The sequence below is a fragment of the Lachnoclostridium sp. An131 genome (genome assembly GCF_002160825.1).
In the GTDB taxonomy this organism is placed as follows: Bacteria; Bacillota; Clostridia; order Lachnospirales; family Lachnospiraceae; genus Laedolimicola.
Window position 1 is genome coordinate 76549 of sequence record NZ_NFLI01000015.1, and the last position, 18845, is coordinate 95393.

Genomic DNA, 18845 nt, shown 5'->3' on the forward strand with positions numbered 1-18845 from the left:
GTATATATTATACAACATATCTAACCAAAAGAAAACCGGAAGTTCGCAAAATTCTTCCTGTTCTTTCCTGATTTCTTCGAAAAACAGCCGAAATTATCTGGCATAATACACGTAAGAAGCCTTCCGCTCAGCCTCTTTTCTTGGCTCTCCTTCCGGATAGCCGAGGATACAGTGGCCGATTCCTTCATAATCTCCTTCAATTCCCAGAGACTTCAGAAGCTCCTTCCCTTCTGCGCTTTCAAATTCTTCCTTTGCCCGGTGAATCCAGCAGCTTCCGATCCCCTGATCCTGAGCTGCCAGCATCAGGTTTGCCATCACGAGAGAACCATCATATACGTGTGTGGGCACGCGCTTATCCGCCAGTACAATCAGCACAACAGGCGCACCGTAAAAGGGATCGATGCTGGTCCCCATAATTTCGGCATTCATGCGGGAAAGCCTGTCCCGCAATTCCTTATTGGTGACAGCCACGATGATTGCGGACTGTCTCCCCATTCCGCTGGGAGCCCAGGTTCCGGCTTCTACGATCTTCTGAACAATCTCTTCCGGAACCATATCCGGCTTATAGCTTTTTACGCTTCTTCTCTCCCTGATAGTTTTCAATGTCTCGCCCATAAAAGCCTCCTTATCCTCTATGCCAGCATTTCATTCTTTTTGGATAGAATCGCTTCCACAGCTCTGCAGGCGTCACAAAAGCAGTTCTTCGCTCCGGCAGCCTTTGCCTTGCGTCCCTCCTCAGCCACGTTCTTTGCGTTGTCACCAAAGATTTTAGCGCCCATCTCAGATTCTGCAAGTCCGATCAGCGCATCGATAGAAACCAGATCCTCCTCGAGCTCTGCAATATATTTTTTTGTCTCTTCCGTTTCCTTTTCTGTGCCCACAGCTGCAAGCCAGCTCTGAGCTGCCTCCTTTGCCTCCTTGCAGCAGCTGGGAGCTGCGATCAGGGCGTGAGTCTGCTCTGTTACAAAATCAAGTACCTGCTTATCCATGCAAAACCGCTCCTTTTCTTTGATATTCTGACAGAAATTTCCGAAGAAAAATGTCTGGAAGAATCCCAGCGGGCTTTTCTTCAGCTTTTCCTCAGCCTGGCTCCATTATAGCATAATCCAGACGGATTTGGAAATGAAAATCTATTTGTTGAGTCATACTCCAAGCTGGTAAAGGTATCTTATCTTCCAGCAGCTTTGGTGCTCTGTTCTGACTGTGTATAATAATTTTTCTTCAAAATTAAACCGGTTTTGAAACTGTAAAATTTTTCAGTTTCAAAACCGGTTTAATGCTGTTACTTCACTTCTTTTTTCACACGTCTGTTTCTTATGATAATACATCCTGCAATAGTGGCTGCAGTAAAAGCTGTAACAACAAGAGCCAGCACAGGTGATGAATCGCCGGTGGCCGCATTTCCAGCCTTTGTTGTATCGGATCCAGAGGACGAGCTGACTGACGAACTGCTGCTTCCGTTCGAAGTACCAGAATCGGAGCCTTCTTCGCTGGAAGGTCTATCCGTGTCAGAGGGATTTTCGTCCGGCAGATTATCTGGATGCTCCCCGGTATTTGCAATTTGAATATCCGGATTTTCCATCCCATCTGCAGATATAGAAATTGTACCATCTTCTGTTATTTCTTCTGTCCAGACAGCATTCTCCGCAAGATTTTCTTCTGTTCCATAAGAAACCTTCACTGTTCCGCTTCCTGCGCCATCTATTTTTGTCTTGTTGCTGTCCGGATCATAGGTTAGAATTACGCTTCCACCATCCACCTTTGGTGTTCCTGTAAATCCTACAGTAACGAGACGATCCGTGCCGTCTGGCCTGGTTATAATAATCTGGTGTGAAAGAGTAATCTTCTCTCCCTTTGCAGAAATATTCTGGATTTCATTCTCCTTCATGGCGATAGCGCCTTTCTCACCTCTGGTGATGACAAAGATTCCATCGTCATCGGCCACCGATACGTCATCAGAAATATTATTAAACTCCATTGCACCAGTTCCCGAAATCCAGGAAAGCACCACGCCGGTGTTGAAAAGTTCTGTACCTTCTGAATCATTGGCTATATGCATAATATTGACTCTGTCTATACCAAAGGAGCCAGCAATGTAATTTTTTTGAGTGCTTAGAAGAGGATGCTGCTGCCCGTCGTTTTTTACACCACTGGCTGAAACCCAGCTGAAAGTATCGGATTCCCCGTGGTATACTGAATTGTTCGTATACATCCAGCTGGCATTATCTGAATCAGTATAGTCTATAATCCTGAGTTCAGCTATTCTTCCCGTAATGTTAATTTCCTGAGCATTTATGTAAAGAATAGTTCCATCAATGTTGTAGTCAAATGCAGGCAGACAGTGCTGAACACCTTTAGGATCTGTAATGTAAATAAGCGGCATGGCGTTTTTTCCTTGTTTAAATCCCTGAATTTCATCTATAAGACCGGTATAATTACCTTTATTATCCGCCAATTCTTTTTGAATAGATTCCATGAACTGCAGCAAATGGGCTTCCATAATCAGAGTCCCAAAGTTTTCCGTAGAAGTTTTGGACATAGTTGTATTAAGACGAGCCTGATCCAAAACTGCACAGCCATCCAGCAGATCGACACTCAAGGAGCCGCCCTCGTTCATAAGAGAAGATACAAGAGAGACACCAAAGCACTGTCCAGTGGAGCCTATTGGATTCTTTACCTTTTTTCTCAGTTCTCTGCTTCTTTCTTTTCCGAACATGTCATCAATCATGTCTTTGGGAATTTCTTCATCGGGGTTCCCCACAGTCGTCATTTGATAACGGGCAGAATGAACTTTATATTCACCTAATACAGTATCTTCCGGATAACAAATTTGCAGTGTGTAGGTTTGGTTTGGCAGTATGGGCTGCTGTAAATCGCCAGGTGTCATATTAAAGGAAATAAACTGCCTTTCATCAAAGCTGTCAGGATACAGTTCCTGTTGTGGCGTATATCGCGGCTTGATATAGCGATACACCTCTGATCCATCTTCTGCCAAAATCTTAACTGCTACATGTAAATATTCTTCTCCTGTCTGCCCCCTGATTAAGTCACTGTTATCTGTGAACCAGGAGCCGCTCGGATATATTTTTACAGTCGGCGATGAATACAAGGGAAGCGCTTCTGATTCAGGATTCACTATCGTATGAAAAAACACCATATCGATCGTTCCCGGCTGCCTGTCCGGAATATCCACCCCGTAATACCCATCTGCACAGTAAATCAGGGCATTTTCGAGCTCACTGTTGCTCGTCCCATTTATTTCAACCGCATCCCATTCTGCGCAAAGACCGCCGTAATAGACGCGTGTAAGACTGCGGCAATTTGCAAAAGCATAGGCTTCAACGGTTTTCAGGCCTTTGGGAAGAGAAATGTTCTCCAGATCATAACAGTTTTGAAAAACAGCTTCCTTCAATACAGTAACCTGTTCCGGTATTTCTATTTCTGTAAGGAAGCCGCACTCCGTAAAAGCCCATTCTCCCAGCTCTGTAAGATTAGCAGGCATATGTATTTCTTTCATTCGAATACAACCGGCAAACGCTCTATCTCCGATGCTCGTAATCCCATCTGGGAGATCTACAGACGGGAGATAGTCACAGTTCATAAATGCACCTTCCCCGATTGATGTAACACTGTCTGGAATATTAATATCTGTCAAGGAAGAACAGTTTATAAAAGTACGTCTTTTGATTTCTGTCAGCTGGTCAGACAGCTGAACGCTTTTCAGCTGGTTACAGCCGGCAAATGCCAGGTCTCCCAGGTCCGTTACATAGCTTAAATCAATGTTCTCAATTGCTGTACTGCCAAACGCATCGTATTCTATGATTTTTACGCTGCTAGGCAAATTTACATAAAAAAGATTTTCACAATCCCGAAAGGCTTCGCGTTCGATTAGGGTAACGCCTTCAGGAATTTCAATCGTTCTAAGCGCTATACATTTGTAGAAAGCTCCATCTCCTATCACTGTTAAATTTGCTGAAAGATGAATGTCTGCCAGGCTGGTGCACTCGGCAAATGCATGAAAGCCTATTTCCTGAACACTGTCTGGCAGAGTGACTGTATTCAGGCTACTGCATTTCCAGAAGGTTTCATTTCCTAAAGTGATCAATCCGTGTGGCAGAATCACCTGCTCTAAATTCTCACAGTTAGTAAATGTACGTTTCAGGGCAGTGATATTTTGAGGAATTTCGATTTGTATAAGACCAGTAGAAGCAAAAGCCCATTCTCCGATGTTTTCCAGATCTTCAGGCAGAAAAACTTCTTTCATTTGTAAGCAATCATAAAATGCATATTCCCCTATCGTTTTTACGGATTCCGGAACTTTAAATTGTGTAAATCCACAGTATTCGAATGCCTTTGCTCCAATTTCAGTGATTGTACCAGGAAGCGAAATATCAGAAAGCGCTTCATTAGCTTCAAAAATTCCTTCCGGAATACTCGTGATTTTTGAGGGAATCTCTACAAAATTCAGCTGATAGCATCCCGAAAATGCATATTCTCCTAATTTCATTAATGATTCCGGAAGAAGAATGCTTTCCAGAGCAGTACATTCATAAAAAGCGTAACTTCCCAGAGAAGTGACACCTTCTTCCAGAATAACTGTGAAAATATCTTCCTTGAGAACTTCCCAGGGAGGTAAATATTCATCTTTCTCATCCTCTTCTCCAGTATTTTCATCCTGTTCATTCTCAGAAGAAGTTTCATCCGCTAAAAGGAATACAGGATCTGGATCTTTATAGGGGGCTGTATAATTATCCATTTCCCCTGTTCCGCTGATAGTAAGCGTTCCAGTCGCTTCATCAAAAACCCAGGTCAGATTCGCATGATCCTCGTCTGCTCCGCAGACTCCGGAAAATGGGGGAGTTTCAGGCTCATCCTCATTACCTGATCCGGTTTCAGTTCCTTCAGTTTCTTCCGCAGACTCTGTTACATCTTCTTCCACATTTTGCACAGGGAACTGATCACTGTTTTCATCTTCCAGAACAACAGTTTCGGGTATAACAGGTGCGTTGTCCTTTTCTGACTTTTCGGAAGTCTCGGAATCAGAAATCGTTTCTGATTCTTCTGAAGACGAACCAGTATTTTCTCCTGATTCTTCTGTATTTGAGGAATCTGACGGTTCTGTTTCGGTAAGATTTTCAGAATCCGATGTTTCTGTTATCTCCTGAAGAGAAACTGCTTCCTGCGCGTTTGCCGGAGCACTCATTCCCAAAACAAGGGAACATACCAGACAGACGCTAAAAATTCTTCTTTTCATTTCTTACTCCCTCTTTCTTCAGCAGCCAGTCTATCGGCTGTTGCTTTTAAAAAATCAGCTGTTTCCTCAGTACTTAGGACTTTTTCCCCTCCGGGCAGATGTATCAGCCAGTCATGAAATGCCTGGCATAATCCGGGTTCCCGTATCTGCACGGAACAAAGGCCTTCTGTCAATGGAAACTGCTCTGTTGTAAAAAATCCCACGCCGGATTCTCTGGATGTGCACATGCTCAGATAATCTGGAAATACTCCGTGTTCCAAAAGGCGTCCCGTCACTTCACCGGAGCGAATCCCTTCTGCCATTTTCCTCAGCAGCTGAATACGCCATTCCAGCGGAAAAGGGCTGACTACAGCTACCGGGTAATCGTCCAGTGTACCTGTCTCGGCAAAACGCTGAATACCGGATGCGGAAAACAGAGTATAAAACTTTTCAACCGATCGCAGAAGCCTGAAACGCCTTTGCGCAGCTTCTACAATTTGTTCGTAAAACGGAAGTTCCTCCCGGCAGAATTGATTAACAGCTTCTTCCGTATAAAAACGGCCAAAACAAGGTTGGTCCATGATCATATAAAACCCGTCTGAATCTGTACATGTCTGATAAGCATTCAGAATTTCCAGAGGATTTGAGGTATATTGGATCAGACTTCGGCATCGGGACAGAAGCATCTGAAAATGCCTGTGATACTGGGAAACCTGATCTTCTTTTCTCAGCAGCATGGCCTGGGTACAGTCTTCTGAGAGACAGACAACGCAGGTATGTGTAAGCAGGAAATATGGGAATGGATCCATATATTTGGTACGATCTGTTTCCTCATAGTAATAATAAGGATGATATTTCTGTGCTGAAAGCAGACAGACAGGAAGTATTTTCTGAAAACAGCCCAGATTATGAATACTGATCTCATCGGGCATGCCAACAGAAGCAAACATGGTAATCTGTGTGATTGCCGGTGTCTTCCCGTTCAGGTATAAGCGCAGAATTTCATCGTTGATAAATGCCGCGGACGGCGGCACCGTTAATTCTACTCTGGCGTCTGTACGTGCAATCTCTTCTGCCAGTACGCCTCTTAACAAAGGCTGAACGTTAGTATTTCCTGAAAAAATACTTCGTCCGCCAGCATAGGCGTTCAGCGACATAAGCAGTCGTGTTTCCTCAAAGGCTGGAGCAGAAAAATTCAGATTTGCCAAATCGGCGAACAGCTCGGATATCATTTCCCTGGCTCTGAGATTTTCTCCTTTTTCGAACTGCATATCGTAATATTGCCGGAACCGTTCTTCTTCGTTCAGAGTCAGACGCAGGTGATATGCGAGCAGTTCCAAACTATCATATGGAAGCACTCGCTGTCCTGTCAGAACTTTTGATAAAGTTGTACGTTCCACACCAGAAAGCCGCGACAAAGACGAAACTGTCATCCCCTTTTTCTTGATCAGCTCTTTAAGATATTCGCTGAATAACTGCAAAAGCATCCCCCCCATTTCAGAACTCTCATGTAGTGCCAAGTATATCATAATTTTTCCATAAAAAGTGTGAATACAAATGATTTTTTTGTGTCACACATCTGGCACATGCCAGCTTTCAGCAAGCGCGCAAAAAGCAGGAGCCCGGAAGAGTAAGGCAGCTGCTTTACTCTTCCGGGCTCCTGCTTCATATTTATGAGGATTCAATCAGCCGTTCCGCACGGTCTGTGCCTCCCATTACTCAATCGTAATATATTTTGACTCTTCCACTTCCGGCTTTGCTTCCTTTTTCGGAATCGTCAGCTTCAGGATACCATGCTTAAATTCGCCCTTGATATCCTCCTGCTTTACCGCGTCGCCCACATAGAAGCTTCTCTGGCAGGCTCCAGCATAACGCTCCCGGCGGATATATTTTGAAGTGTCCTTATCCTGTTCGTCCTTGTTGAGGCCCTTTGCGGCGCTGATGGTCAGATATCCGTTCTCCAGAGCTACCTTTACTTCATCCTTCTGGAATCCCGGCAGATCCATCTCCAGCTCATAGCCGGTGTCGCTCTCCTTGATGTCTGTCTTCATCAGGTTCTTGCCTCTGCGGCCGTAAAGCTTCTTTTCCAGCCTCTTCATATCGCGATCGTCCCAGAACGGGAAATCAAAAAGGTCATCAAAATCATCAAGGAAATCTTTTCCAAATACGCTCGGTGTCAACATATATATCGCTCCTTTTCTTTAACCATAAACATTATGTTTTGTCTTAAGGTTCCGGATCAGAGCTCCCTTTCTTTCGGTTCTCTTTTCCTTTCCTCTTGACAATAAGTATCATAGTCCTTTTTGTTAGCACTGTCAATTAACGAGTGCTAATATTTATAAAGAAACCATAAATTAAATATAAAAGAAAAATTAAATATGCAATATATAATATTCACACAACGATATCTGACAATTTTCTTCCAATATCCGCTTTCTGCGGATGAAACAGGTGTTTTACAAAATCAAATCCTCCAGCTTCCGTTTCGGCACGTAATGGACGTCGTTTTCATCGCGGTAATATGTGGTATCTCCATCTGCGCTTACTTCTGTCAGCACGATTTTTTCTGCCGGTTTTCCCAGAGCAAGCACCAGGTTTGGCTCTATCTCCTCAGGCAGTGACAGAAGCTCTTTTAATTCAGGCTTTCGAAAGCTTCCGATCATACAGCCTCCCAGCCCCTTTTCCACAGCTCCCAGCAGAATGGTCTGAGCCGCGATTCCGATATCCCTCAAAAACCGGGTAGTGCCGGAGCCAATGCTCATATCCTGGCAGATGACGATAAATGCCGAGGGCCCCATGCCGGGATGCGGCAGCTGCACGTCCTTTAGGGCCTTTGCCCACAAGGTCAGAGAAAGAATTTTCTCTACCTCTTCCCTTTCACAGGCGATATAATATTTCAGCGGCTGTGCATTGACGGTAGACGCTGTGTAACGTGTCAGATCCACCAGCTCCAGTAATTCCCCACGGCTCAGCTGGAAGCTTCCGTCATATCCGCGGAAGCTTCTGTTTTTTAAAACAAGCTCCTTCAGCATACTGCTTACCTCCTGTCCAGGCTTGCTATGATTCCATAAGCAATTCCTTTTGCCACATCATTTTGATAGCTGTCATCTGCCAGGCTGGAAGCATCCGATTCGTTGCTGAGATATCCCGGCTGAATCAGAACTGCCGGCATCTCTGTGTCGTTCAGGATGGAATAGCTGCCGGCTGCAGTTCCGTGATCCGAAGCTCCGCTCTCCGATATCAGATGGGACTGGATGTTTTCTGCCAGAGCCTGGCTCTGGCTGCTGCCCTCCTGGTAACAGCTTACTGCTCCGGAGAGGCTGTCATCGCTTTCAGAATAGTTGCAGTGTACGCTGACCAGCAGATCCGCGTCTGACTCGTTGGCAAGAGAAACCCTCTCCTCTTTGGAAAGGCGGGTATCGTCCTCTCTGGTAAGGACAACCTGATAGCCTTGGCTTTCCAGCATGATTTTGAGCTTGGAACAAATCTTAAGGTCTATTTCCTTTTCTACGGCTTCGCCGTTTGTCATGCCTGTATCCTCGCCGCCATGTCCCGGATCGAGAGCAATCACAAAGGTCTCACCCTTAGCGGCAATCTCATGAGAGCCGCCGCCCAGAAGCGTTATGATCAGGTAGATGGCAAGCGCCAGAACCAATACGCCTGCCGCAATTCCCACTCCGATCAGGATTTTCTTTTTTCTTTTTCTGCGCTTAAGCTCCCTCTGCTTTCTTTTCTTGATTTCCATTTTCCGGCGGCGCTGCTCCGGAGTCAGGCGCTGCTTTTCATTTGTATCCATGTCTTTTATTCTCCCCTCATTATTTTTCCCATTTATCACAAAGTGCCTGAATCTGATCTGCGAATTTCGCCAGATCCTTATTGGCTAAGCCTTTGCTCTTTTCTATCAGGCTCATCAGGCGCTTTCCGCATTCCACGAGCCGGTCGTATACTGTAGAAGCCTGTCTTGCCTTTGTTTTCTTCAGGACGCGCTCCCGGCTGCCTTCTGCGATGCGGACGTTGGAGGCCAGATCCCAGCTCTCTCCGCTGTAAGGAGCCACTGTGCTGTAGCCGTATTCGCTGCGCAGGCAGTCCGCGAAGGAATCGCAGACATGGTCCTCTCCATGTACAATAAACACACGCCGGGGCTTTGTGCGGAGCCCTTCCAGCCAGTCTATCAGGCCCTGCTTGTCTGCATGGCCGCTGATTCCTGCCAGCGTCTTCACCCGGGCCTGTACCTCCACCGGCTCTCCGAAAAGCTTTACCTCCTTTGCGCCCTCCACAAGCGCCCTGCCGAGCGTTCCGACGGCCTGATATCCTACAAAAAGAACCGTGCATTCCGGACGCCACAGATTGTGCTTCAGGTGATGGCGGATACGGCCCGCTTCACACATGCCCGAAGCGGAAATAATGACCTTTGGCTCTTCGTCAAAATTGATAGCCTTGGATTCGTCGCTTGTAATAGAGAGCCTCAGTCCCGGAAAGCTGATAGGATTGACGCCTGCGTTTACCATCGCAAGAGTCTCCTCGTCAAAGCACTCATACATATTTTTGTTAAACACGGTCGTAGCCTGAACTGCCAGCGGGCTGTCCACATAGACCTTGAAGCTTCCATGCCCGCTTATCAGCCCCTTGCTTTTGATTTCCCGCAGAAAATAGAGCATTTCCTGCGTGCGCCCTACGGCAAAAGAGGGAATGACCACATTGCCGCCCCGGTCAAAGGTCTCCTGAAGAATTTGAGTTAAGGCTGCAATATAGTCCGGGCGTTCCCCGTGGCTTCTGTCTCCGTAAGTGGATTCCATAATTACATAGTCCGCCATGTCCACAGTATGGGGATCCTTCAGAATAGGCTGGTGGACATTGCCGACGTCGCCGGAAAACAGCAGCTTGACCTCCTCCCTGCCCTCCTTCAGCCAGATTTCAATACAGGATGAGCCCAGCAGATGGCCCACATCTGTAAAACGGATATTGATTTCCTCCGTGATCTGAATCCGTTCTCCGTAAGGACAGCCGCAGAAAAGCTTTACGGCGCCGTCGGCGTCCTCTATCGTATAGAGGGGAACATACTCCGGCTTCCCGGCTCTTTTGGCTTTCCGGTTTCTCCATTCTGCCTCAAACATCTGAATGTGCGCGCTGTCGCGAAGCATGATATCGCAGAGATCCCAGGTAGCATAGGTCGTAAAAATGGTGCCGCGGAATCCCCGCTTGTAGAGCAGCGGCAGAAGCCCCGAATGATCAATATGGGCGTGGGTCAGAAACACATAGTCGATCTGTGCTGCATCCACAGGAATTTCCTGATTCTCATAGATATCCGGTCCCTGTTCCATACCACAGTCCACCAGCATCACTCTGCCGCAGGCCTCCAGCATGTGACAGCTTCCCGTAACCTCATGAGCCGCACCGAGAAATGTCAGCTTCATTGTCTCATCTCCTTATGATTTTTATTTCAAGACTCACTTTCTTTTTATTATACCGTTAGGTAATATAAAAAACAACAAATTCAGGAAAAATTAAAAATTTCTTGAGCGGAAGTCAGATTTGTGTTAGAATGGAAAGCGTTATATATTTCTATTTTATTTTTAGGAGGTTTTATTTCTATGGATCCTGACCCTGACAATTTATGGCTGCAGTTACTTTTGCTTGTATTTCTGACGGCATTGAACGCGTTTTTTGCCGGAGCGGAGATGGCGCTTGTATCCGCCAGCCCGAGCAAGTTGTCGCAAAAAGCTGAGGAGGGCAATAAGAAAGCCGCCCTCGTTCTGGAGCTTTTGAAGGAACCCTCACGTTTTCTCTCGACGATCCAGATCGTAATCACACTGGCAGGATTTTTCAACAGTGCTTCTGCCGCTACCGGTATTTCCAAACGGCTTGAGGCTGTGCTGGTGAATCTACATATCCCGAACAGTGATACGATATCTGTAGTCATCATCACGTTGATTCTGTCTTATTTTACCCTGGTGCTGGGAGAGCTGGTGCCCAAGCGCATCGCTCAGCAGAAAGCTGAATCCTTCAGTATGTTTGTAGTCGGCCCGATTCGGGTGTTTTCCAAAATCACGGCGCCGATTGTCAAGCTGCTTTCCGTGTCCACAGGGCTGGTGCTCCGTCTGGTGGGAATGCACGATGAAGTATCAGAGGAAAAAGTATCGGAAGCTGAGATCCGCGCTCTGATCGAAAACGGTGTGGAATCCGGTCTGTTTGACGAATATGAATCTGAAATGCTGGATTCGGTTTTTGAATTTGATGATATTCTCGCAAGAGAGGTCATGACCTCACGCACCGACGTCTATGCAATCGACGTGGACGAACCGCTCTCCTCTTATCTGGATGAGATGCTGGCGACCCGCCATTCCAGGATTCCGGTTTACGAGGAGGACATCGACAATATCATCGGTATCCTCTATATGAAGGATTTCATTTTGGAAGCGCGCCGCTGCGGCTTTGAGCATGTGGATATCCGTTCGCTGCTGCACAAGCCATATTTTGTACTGGAAAGCAAGAATATCGATGAGCTCTTTAAGGAGCTTCAGGAATCGCATCAGTATATTGCCGTACTGATTGACGAGTATGGCGGCTTCTCAGGCATCGTTACCATCGAGGATTTGGTTGAGGAAGTGATGGGACCTATTGATGATACCGGGGATGATGATGATGAGCCTAAGATTGAGGCGATTGACGATCATACCTGGCTGCTGAAGGGCCTTGTCAGCATCAACGATCTGAATGATGAGCTGGATACCGAGCTGGAATCCGAAAGCCATGATACCATATCCGGGCTTCTGCTGGATGAGCTTGGATATATTCCGGAGGAAAATGATCTTCAGACGGTGGAGGTAGACGGCCTCCGCTTTGAGATTCAGAAAATTCAGGACAAGCGGATTGAACAGGTGCTTGTCACAAAGCTTCCGGAGGACGAGGCCTCTTCTGAGGAGGAACAGAAGGAAGAAAAATAATAAATTTAAATCATTGCAATGCATGAGAAGGGGCGCCGGCAGGCTGTGAAACAAAAGATTTACAGCCTGCCGGCGCCCCTTCTCATATTAAATATGGACGAACGTTTATTTTCAACGTTTCCATGCATTCCGGCAACCGGGGCTAATCCCTGTATGCCCTGCGGAGCATGGCAATCTCCTTTGTCCAGCCCGCATCGTCATTTGGCGTTTCCAGAATAAAAGGAAGATCCCTGAGAGCCGGATGGTTGATGATGCGTACAAAGGCCTCCCAGCCTATCTGCCCCTCTCCTATCCGGGCATGGCGGTCCTTATGGCTGCCGAGGCCGTTCATGCTGTCATTGATGTGGACAGCCTTCAGGCGGCCAAGGCCAATGATTCGGTCAAATTTTTCCAGCACGCCGTCCAGATCATTTACGATATCATAGCCGCCGTCCCAGACATGACAGGTATCCAGGCAGACTCCCACCTTCTCTGAAAGCACAACCTTATCGAGGATGGCGCGCAGCTCTTCAAAGCTTCTTCCGATCTCGCTGCCCTTTCCGGCCATTGTCTCCAGAAGTACTGTTGTAGTCAGCTCATCATACAGGCATTCGTTTAAGAGCTCTGCAATCAGGCGGATGCCTTCCTCTGTGCCCTGCCCTACATGGCTTCCCGGATGAAAATTATAGTAATTTCCCGGCGTATATTCCATGCGTTTCAGGTCTTCAGCAAACGCCTCCCTGGCAAACCGGCGAACCTCCGCCTTGTCCGAGCAGGCATTCAGCGTATAGGGTGCGTGCGCGACGATTTTTCCGTATCCCTTTTCTCTCCAGAGCGCCAGAAATCCTTCCACATCCTCCTGTACGATCGCTTTGGCGCTTCCTCCCCGGGGATTCCGGGTAAAGAAGGCAAAGGTGGAGGCCCCAAGCTTCAGGGCCTGCTTTCCCATGGCCTCATATCCTTTGGCTGACGAGATATGGCTTCCTATCTTCATGCTCATAAGGCCAGATCCTTCAGGGTGACGGTGACCCAGCCGCCGCCATATTCCTCGCTGTCGTAATTAAAGCCTGCCTCCAGTCCTACCGGAGAATAGAAAAAGATATTCTGGTCCGGATCCTGCAGAAGCGCAAGAAGCTCTTCATCGCTTGCATTGTCTATAAACTCTATGCTGCCGTTCTGTGTTTCGTTCTGTGAACGGAAACGCATTACAAGCTCATCATCAATCTCTGTCATCTGGTCCGGGGTGATCTCCTGCCCTGTCTCCAGATCAAAGGTCAGAGCGCTTACGCGCGGAATAGTCTGAGTTTCCTCATAAATGCTGTGCTGGAAGACGACACTGATTCTGGTCTCATCCATATATGTGACATATCCGTAGGTGGTACAGCCGCCTGAATAATCGCTGTAGGTATCCTTGTATTCCAGCGCTTTCTCTGCAATGGTATCATTGACTGCGTCATAGGCGCCGTCGCCGCCTGTCAGCAGAGGATAGGTGGAATAGTAGGTGCAGTAATCCTCAACGTCGTCCGGGGTAATCGAATCCACGATCCAGGAGATTCCATAATCCAGATCCGTTCTTGTGGAATCTACAATCTCCCGGTAGTAGGGATCGTCCTCGCTGGGCTCATAATACTCGTAATCATCATAGTAATCATCGTAATAGCCGTCGTCATAATAGTCGTCATAGCTGTCATTGGAGCTTTCCTGTTCCAAAGAGACTGCTCTTCCCACTGCCTGGCCAAAGAATACAATCGCCAGGATAAGGCCGATCAACAGGAGCACTCCAGCGATAACGCCAAGTGCAATAAAGAGCCCCTTTTTACTTTTTTTGCGCTCCTGAGCCTGCACATAGGGTGTTCCCTGCATATAGGGCTGGCCGGCTGTTCCATAAGGCTGCTGACCGGGATTTCCCTGGGCGGCTTGTCCCTGTCCGGCGCCGCCAGGCACATTCGGCTGGGCCGAAGGCCGGCTGGTATAGCCGCAGCTGCTGCATACACCGTCCCGCATCAGAGCTCCGCAGCGGGGGCAGAAGCCATAATCTCTGTTCTCACTCATTTCTCTCCTCCTGTAAGTTCATCCAGATTTTTTCCGTAAGCGTCTATAAAATATTCCAAAAACAGCTCTGTTTCGGGAAGCTTCATGCGTTGGATATGGTTCAGCGCCATCTCCTTCGCACTTGTAAATTCCCGGTTTCCCGCCTGCTCCTCTTCGATGCATTTGATATAGGCGGAAAGCTTGTCGGCGGCCTTCACAAGCTTCCAGAGGTAGGCGTCCTCCTCCTGCTTTTCAAAAATCTCCAGATATGCCTCCCGCATCGGCTCCGGCAGCATGGAAAGCAGGCTCTGCGCTGCCTGATGTTCGATATCCTTATAGGTGTCCTTGATCTGCGAATTATAATATTTTACCGGTGTCGGCATGTCGCCCGTGATGATTTCCGTGGCGTCATGGTACATGCCAAGCACAGCCGCCTTCTGCGCATCCAGGCTTTTCCCAAGACAGGAATTTCCAATCACCGCCAGAGCATGAGAGATCATGGAGACCTCCAGGCTGTGCTCGCTTAAGTTTTCCTGCCTGGAATTGCGCATCAGCGCCCAGCGGTCAATATATTTCATACGGGACATCATTGCAAAAAAGCTGTTCATCATACCCTTCTTTCTTTGACAGAATCAACTGAAAACGTCATCTGTGCCGGCGCCGGAGCCCTTCTTTTTCCGCTTCTTGCTTCCGGAAGCCTCCTTCGCAGATATCAGGCAGATGTTGCTCACCAGAAAGCTGCTGTATTTCTTTGCATATTTCTGGTATTCCTGCCAGGAAATATAATATTCCTTTCCCCAGGAGGATACCTGAAAATACCCGTTTTCCAGTCCGGTCACAACCACGAAATGAGCCTTTACCTCCGTGGCCGGAAGATATTCCCCGTTCTCCTGGCGGTACAGTACAAGCTTATGCCGGCTCCAAAACGGTATGTTCTGTCCGATAGCGAGAAGTACAGGAAGATCATGGGCCAGGCTGTTCTCTACCCGTTCGTACAGCTTTCCCTGGCTGATGCACCATTTGGCGCGAAATTCCATCTTATAATGGCGGAAATAGCGGTTCATGGCATGCGGGATCAGAAAACCCGGAACGCCAAGACCAGGAATAATACCCAGATATTTTCTACGGATCCTGCGCAGATAGCGCTCATACCGAGGATAAGACAGGTCTCCGTCCTCCCTCTGGATTCCATACTGCAGATCAGTGCTGCAGGAAGGACGGTGGAGCCCCATGTAAAGTAAGATATCTCCCATTCCTACGACCCCGCAGCCGGATCTGCGCATAATGCGGGAGCTGCACCAGGTCTGGCTTCCGCCGAAAGAAGGTCCGTTCTGCGTCTTTACCGTGAGATATGGGTACCGCAGGCAGCAGCGCTTCATTTCCATACATGTTTCCTCGCTTCTCTTCTGCATTCTAATAAAAAGTATAGCACAATTTCACGTCGCTGTCATTAAAAAAGCCCCCGGCTGATGACCGGATAAAATATGGTTTTATTCTATTACCTTTCCCATATAATAGAAGCCCTTGCATTCCTCCAGGCGTACGTTCAGATACGCTCCTATCTGTGTCTCATCTCCGGGAAAATGTACCAGAAGATTGTTGCTCATTCTGCCGGTCAGGAAGCCAGGCCTGTGATCGTTCACCTCTTCTGCCAGCACCTCCTGAACCGTCCCGGCGAAGCGGGCGGTCTGAGACTTTGCAGATTCCTGTACCAGCGCAAGCAGGCGGTCAAAGCGGTCCTTTGTGATCTCCGGCGGCACCTGGTCCTCCATGACAGCCGCAGGCGTGCCTGTCCGCTTTGAGTATATAAAGGTATAGGCATTGTCATAACGAACCTGGCGCACCACATCCAGAGTCTCCAGAAAATCCTCCTCCGTCTCGCCCGGGAAGCCCACAATGATATCCGTCGTCAGCGAGATATCCGGAATTTCCCTGCGGATTTTCCCTGCCAGCTCCAGATACTGCTCCTTCGTATAGCGGCGGTTCATGGCTTTCAGGATCCGGCTGCTTCCGGACTGCAGGGGAAGATGCAGATGGCGGCAGATTTTCCTGGAATCCCGCATCACCGCAATCAGCTCGTCAGAAAGATCCTTTGGATGAGAGGTCATAAAACGGATCCGGCGGATTCCCTCAATTTCCTCCACTCTCCTTAAGAGCTCCGCAAAGGACAAAGGCTCCTCCAGGGTCTTCCCGTAGGAATTTACATTCTGTCCAAGCAGCATGATCTCCGTCACGCCGTCTGCTGCCAGAGAACGGATTTCCTTCAGGATATCCTCCGGCTTCCGGCTTCTCTCCCGGCCGCGCACATAGGGAACGATGCAGTAGCTGCAGAAATTGTTGCAGCCAAACATGATGTTCACGCCGGATTTGAAGGAATATTTCCGCTCAATGGGCAGATCCTCCACGATCTGGTCTGTCCCCTGCCAGATATCGATCACCTGGCCGCCGCACTCCAGGCTTTCGGCCAGAAGCTCTGCAAACTTAAAAATATTGTGAGTACCGAAGATCAGATCTACGAAACGGTAGCTTTTTTTCAGCCTTTCTATCACATCCGGTTCCTGCATCATGCAGCCGCAGAGGGCGATCCGCATCTGGGGCCGCTCCTTTTTCCGGTGCTTTAAAAGTCCCAGGTGGCCGTACACCTTCAGGTTGGCGTTTTCCCGGACTGTGCAGGTGTTGTAAATCACAAAATCGGCATCCTCCTCCTGTACAGGCTGATAGCCGACCTGTTCCAGGATCCCGGCCAGCTTTTCCGAATCCCGGGCGTTCATCTGGCAGCCAAAGGTGGTTACACAGAAGGTCAGGGGACGGCCCAGCCTTTTGCTTTCCTCCTGAACCTTCTGGCGGCATACCTCTATGAAATAGTACTGGCGTTCAGGCTCCGCAGCAGGGGCCTGCGCCTGAATTTCCGCATAATTGCTCATGACATTCTTCCTCGCTTATTGTATTTTGCCTGCTTTGCAGACAGCCTTCAGACAAGACACCGGAACGGCTGGAGAATAAATCCAAACACCGCCCAGGCGATCCGCTTTGAAACCGGTGCAGTCTGCACCTCCAGCCCCTCAGGGAGCTCATAGGTGTCTGCGTCAATGACCTTCCTGGAGCTTTCCTGCATCGCTGTCAGATAGCCTTCCAGCTCCTGGTTCAGCTCCTCACTCTGTACCACCAGCATCAGCTCCGTATCCAGGTAGGTGCTCCGCAGATCGAGATTATAGGATCCGACGACAGACAAATCCTGATCAATCAGCACGCTTTTTCCGTGATTGGAGGTTCCTCCATCGTATTCGTAGAGCTGGATTCCCGTAGCGACCACCTCATCTTTATGGCGGAGGTAATCGCTGGAGGCCACAAAATTATCCCCATTTTCCACAGAGTTCAGAAGGATCCGGGTATCCGGAACCTTTTTTGCAAGGCCTGCAAGCTCCTCATACATCCAGGAATTGCAGACTACATAGGGCGACTGAAAAATCACCCGTTCCTCCGCCTGGCTCATAAGCTGGATCAGCTCATAAAAAAGCACAGGCTCCTTGCCGTAGATGTGCGTGGGGTTTGAGAGAAGGCTGATCCTTCCAGCCTCATAGGCATGTGCCTCGTAGTCCCAGGAGCCGTCGAAAAGCTCGGGATATTCGGCCTTCAGATTATGATAGCGCTCTGTAAGAAGCTCTCTTTCTTCCTTTACCTTTTTCTTATCAGCCAGCTTTTCATTGTCATGGAAGGGCTTGCATACGTCCAGATTCCAGACGCCCTCGAAGTATGCCTCAAGCTCCTTTAAAGAGGTGTCCGGATTTCCAGGCTCTGTATTATAGACGAGAACCTCCCGGTCATAGCTTACATTTTCCTCTGTATAATTTCCAATAAAATAGTCGAAGGTATTCCGCCCGCCCAGAAGGTAGGCCTTTTCGTCTACGATCACATATTTGTCATGCATTCTCCCCATGAGCTTCCACGGGGTCAGCAGATTCAGAGGATTATAAATCCGGATTTCCACGTTTGGATGAGAAGAAAGCGCATAGAAAAGCTCCCGCCCCTGCATACGCACCGCACCGCTGACGCCGTCTACAAGAATCCGAATCTCCACGCCCTCCTCCGCCTTCGCCAGAAGGACGGACAGAATGTCCCGGGTGCTTTCCCCCTCCCGCATGTCAAAGGTAGAAAGAATGATCCGCTCCTCGGCCTGCTCCAGAAGGCGCATGCGCTCCTCCCAGGCGCTCATGTTAGTTTCCAGAAGCGCGACCCGCTCAGGGCCTGCGCCCTCCATCCGGAAGGCTGCCGGATCAAACTGGTTTACCGTGTTCTCCTCTATCTTTTTATACGACAAAAAGGGAGCCGTGGCCCCCATGATAAGATAGGCAAGTATGAACAGCAGCAGGCAGAGAATTTTATGCCGCCTGAAAAATCGTATCATTCGCTGCTCCTTTCAGATTTCGCTTTTGTCCGTAAAAATGGAGAGGAGCTGACGTGTCGGTTCCTCTCCAGACCTTATTGTATTATCAAATCAAAAGGATTGCAACTGTTTTTTCATACCTCCTGCGTTCTTCCTTTCTTCCGCGTTTTCAGGAGCCGGCCAGCTCTCCGGCAGTAAAGCCGGAGGGCCTCCTTCATATTCTTTCATATATCCGGCAAAAAGCCTGCTGTCACAGTTATCAAACATTACGACG

General features: G+C 48.2%; 15 protein-coding genes. 1 reads left to right on the plus strand and 14 read right to left on the minus strand.

Annotated elements, in window-relative coordinates; translation table 11 throughout:
* Positions 1–93: 93 nt before the first annotated feature.
* The 8 genes from B5E77_RS12930 to B5E77_RS12965 form a co-directional block, all read right to left on the minus strand.
* The gene (locus B5E77_RS12930; RefSeq protein ID WP_087165767.1) at positions 94–615 is read right to left on the minus strand and encodes a nitroreductase; all 522 of its coding nucleotides are present in this window, start codon (positions 613–615) and stop codon (positions 94–96) included.
* 17 nt (positions 616–632) lie between these two features.
* A complete protein-coding gene (locus B5E77_RS12935; protein ID WP_087165768.1) occupies positions 633–989 on the minus strand; it encodes a molecular chaperone Hsp90 in 357 nt (118 codons plus the stop codon).
* A 293-nt stretch (positions 990–1282) separates the two neighbouring features.
* The gene (locus tag B5E77_RS12940) at positions 1283–5254 is read right to left on the minus strand and encodes a leucine-rich repeat domain-containing protein (RefSeq protein ID WP_087165769.1); all 3972 of its coding nucleotides are present in this window, start codon (positions 5252–5254) and stop codon (positions 1283–1285) included.
* Positions 5251–6714 (minus strand): helix-turn-helix domain-containing protein, encoded by a 1464-nt coding sequence (locus B5E77_RS12945; RefSeq protein ID WP_162609697.1) that lies wholly within the window; start codon positions 6712–6714, stop codon positions 5251–5253. The genes B5E77_RS12940 and B5E77_RS12945 overlap by 4 nt, the downstream gene beginning before the upstream one ends.
* 234 nt (positions 6715–6948) lie before the next feature.
* Entirely contained in the window at positions 6949–7416 is a 468-nt protein-coding gene (locus B5E77_RS12950; protein ID WP_087165771.1) for an Hsp20/alpha crystallin family protein, read from the minus strand.
* 273 nt (positions 7417–7689) lie between these two features.
* A complete protein-coding gene (locus B5E77_RS12955; protein WP_087165772.1) occupies positions 7690–8265 on the minus strand; it encodes a nitroreductase family protein in 576 nt (191 codons plus the stop codon).
* A gap of 5 nt (positions 8266–8270) precedes the next feature.
* Positions 8271–9029, minus strand: coding sequence for an N-acetylmuramoyl-L-alanine amidase (locus tag B5E77_RS12960; protein WP_087165773.1), 759 nt, complete (start codon positions 9027–9029; stop codon positions 8271–8273).
* Positions 9030–9048: 19 nt separating this feature from the next.
* Positions 9049–10647 carry an MBL fold metallo-hydrolase RNA specificity domain-containing protein gene (locus B5E77_RS12965; protein WP_087165774.1) on the minus strand — a complete coding sequence of 533 codons (1599 nt, stop codon included), beginning with the start codon at positions 10645–10647 and terminating at the stop codon, positions 9049–9051.
* Positions 10648–10824: 177 nt separating this feature from the next.
* Here B5E77_RS12965 and B5E77_RS12970 point away from each other — a divergent pair, with 177 nt between their 5' ends.
* On the plus strand, positions 10825–12177 hold the full coding sequence (locus B5E77_RS12970) for a hemolysin family protein (protein ID WP_087165775.1): 1353 nt from the start codon (positions 10825–10827) through the stop codon (positions 12175–12177).
* 142 nt (positions 12178–12319) lie between these two features.
* Here the strand turns inward: B5E77_RS12970 and B5E77_RS12975 are convergent, their stop codons facing one another.
* The 6 genes from B5E77_RS12975 to B5E77_RS13000 form a co-directional block, all read right to left on the minus strand.
* On the minus strand, positions 12320–13150 hold the full coding sequence (locus tag B5E77_RS12975; RefSeq protein ID WP_087165789.1) for a deoxyribonuclease IV: 831 nt from the start codon (positions 13148–13150) through the stop codon (positions 12320–12322).
* A 2-nt stretch (positions 13151–13152) separates the two neighbouring features.
* Positions 13153–14208, minus strand: a complete 1056-nt coding sequence (locus B5E77_RS12980) for a zinc ribbon domain-containing protein (protein ID WP_087165776.1) — start codon at positions 14206–14208, stop codon at positions 13153–13155.
* A complete protein-coding gene (gene yfbR / locus B5E77_RS12985) occupies positions 14205–14798 on the minus strand; it encodes a 5'-deoxynucleotidase (RefSeq protein WP_204248055.1) in 594 nt (197 codons plus the stop codon). Before yfbR ends, B5E77_RS12980 begins: the two co-directional genes overlap by 4 nt.
* Positions 14799–14819: 21 nt before the next feature.
* Positions 14820–15572, minus strand: a complete 753-nt coding sequence (locus B5E77_RS12990; protein ID WP_087165777.1) for a hypothetical protein — start codon at positions 15570–15572, stop codon at positions 14820–14822.
* 105 nt (positions 15573–15677) lie between these two features.
* The gene (gene miaB / locus B5E77_RS12995; RefSeq protein WP_087165778.1) at positions 15678–17111 is read right to left on the minus strand and encodes a tRNA (N6-isopentenyl adenosine(37)-C2)-methylthiotransferase MiaB; all 1434 of its coding nucleotides are present in this window, start codon (positions 17109–17111) and stop codon (positions 15678–15680) included.
* Positions 17112–17158: 47 nt separating this feature from the next.
* On the minus strand, positions 17159–18592 hold the full coding sequence (locus B5E77_RS13000; protein WP_204248056.1) for a phospholipase D-like domain-containing protein: 1434 nt from the start codon (positions 18590–18592) through the stop codon (positions 17159–17161).
* Between the last annotated feature and the right edge of the window lie 253 nt (positions 18593–18845).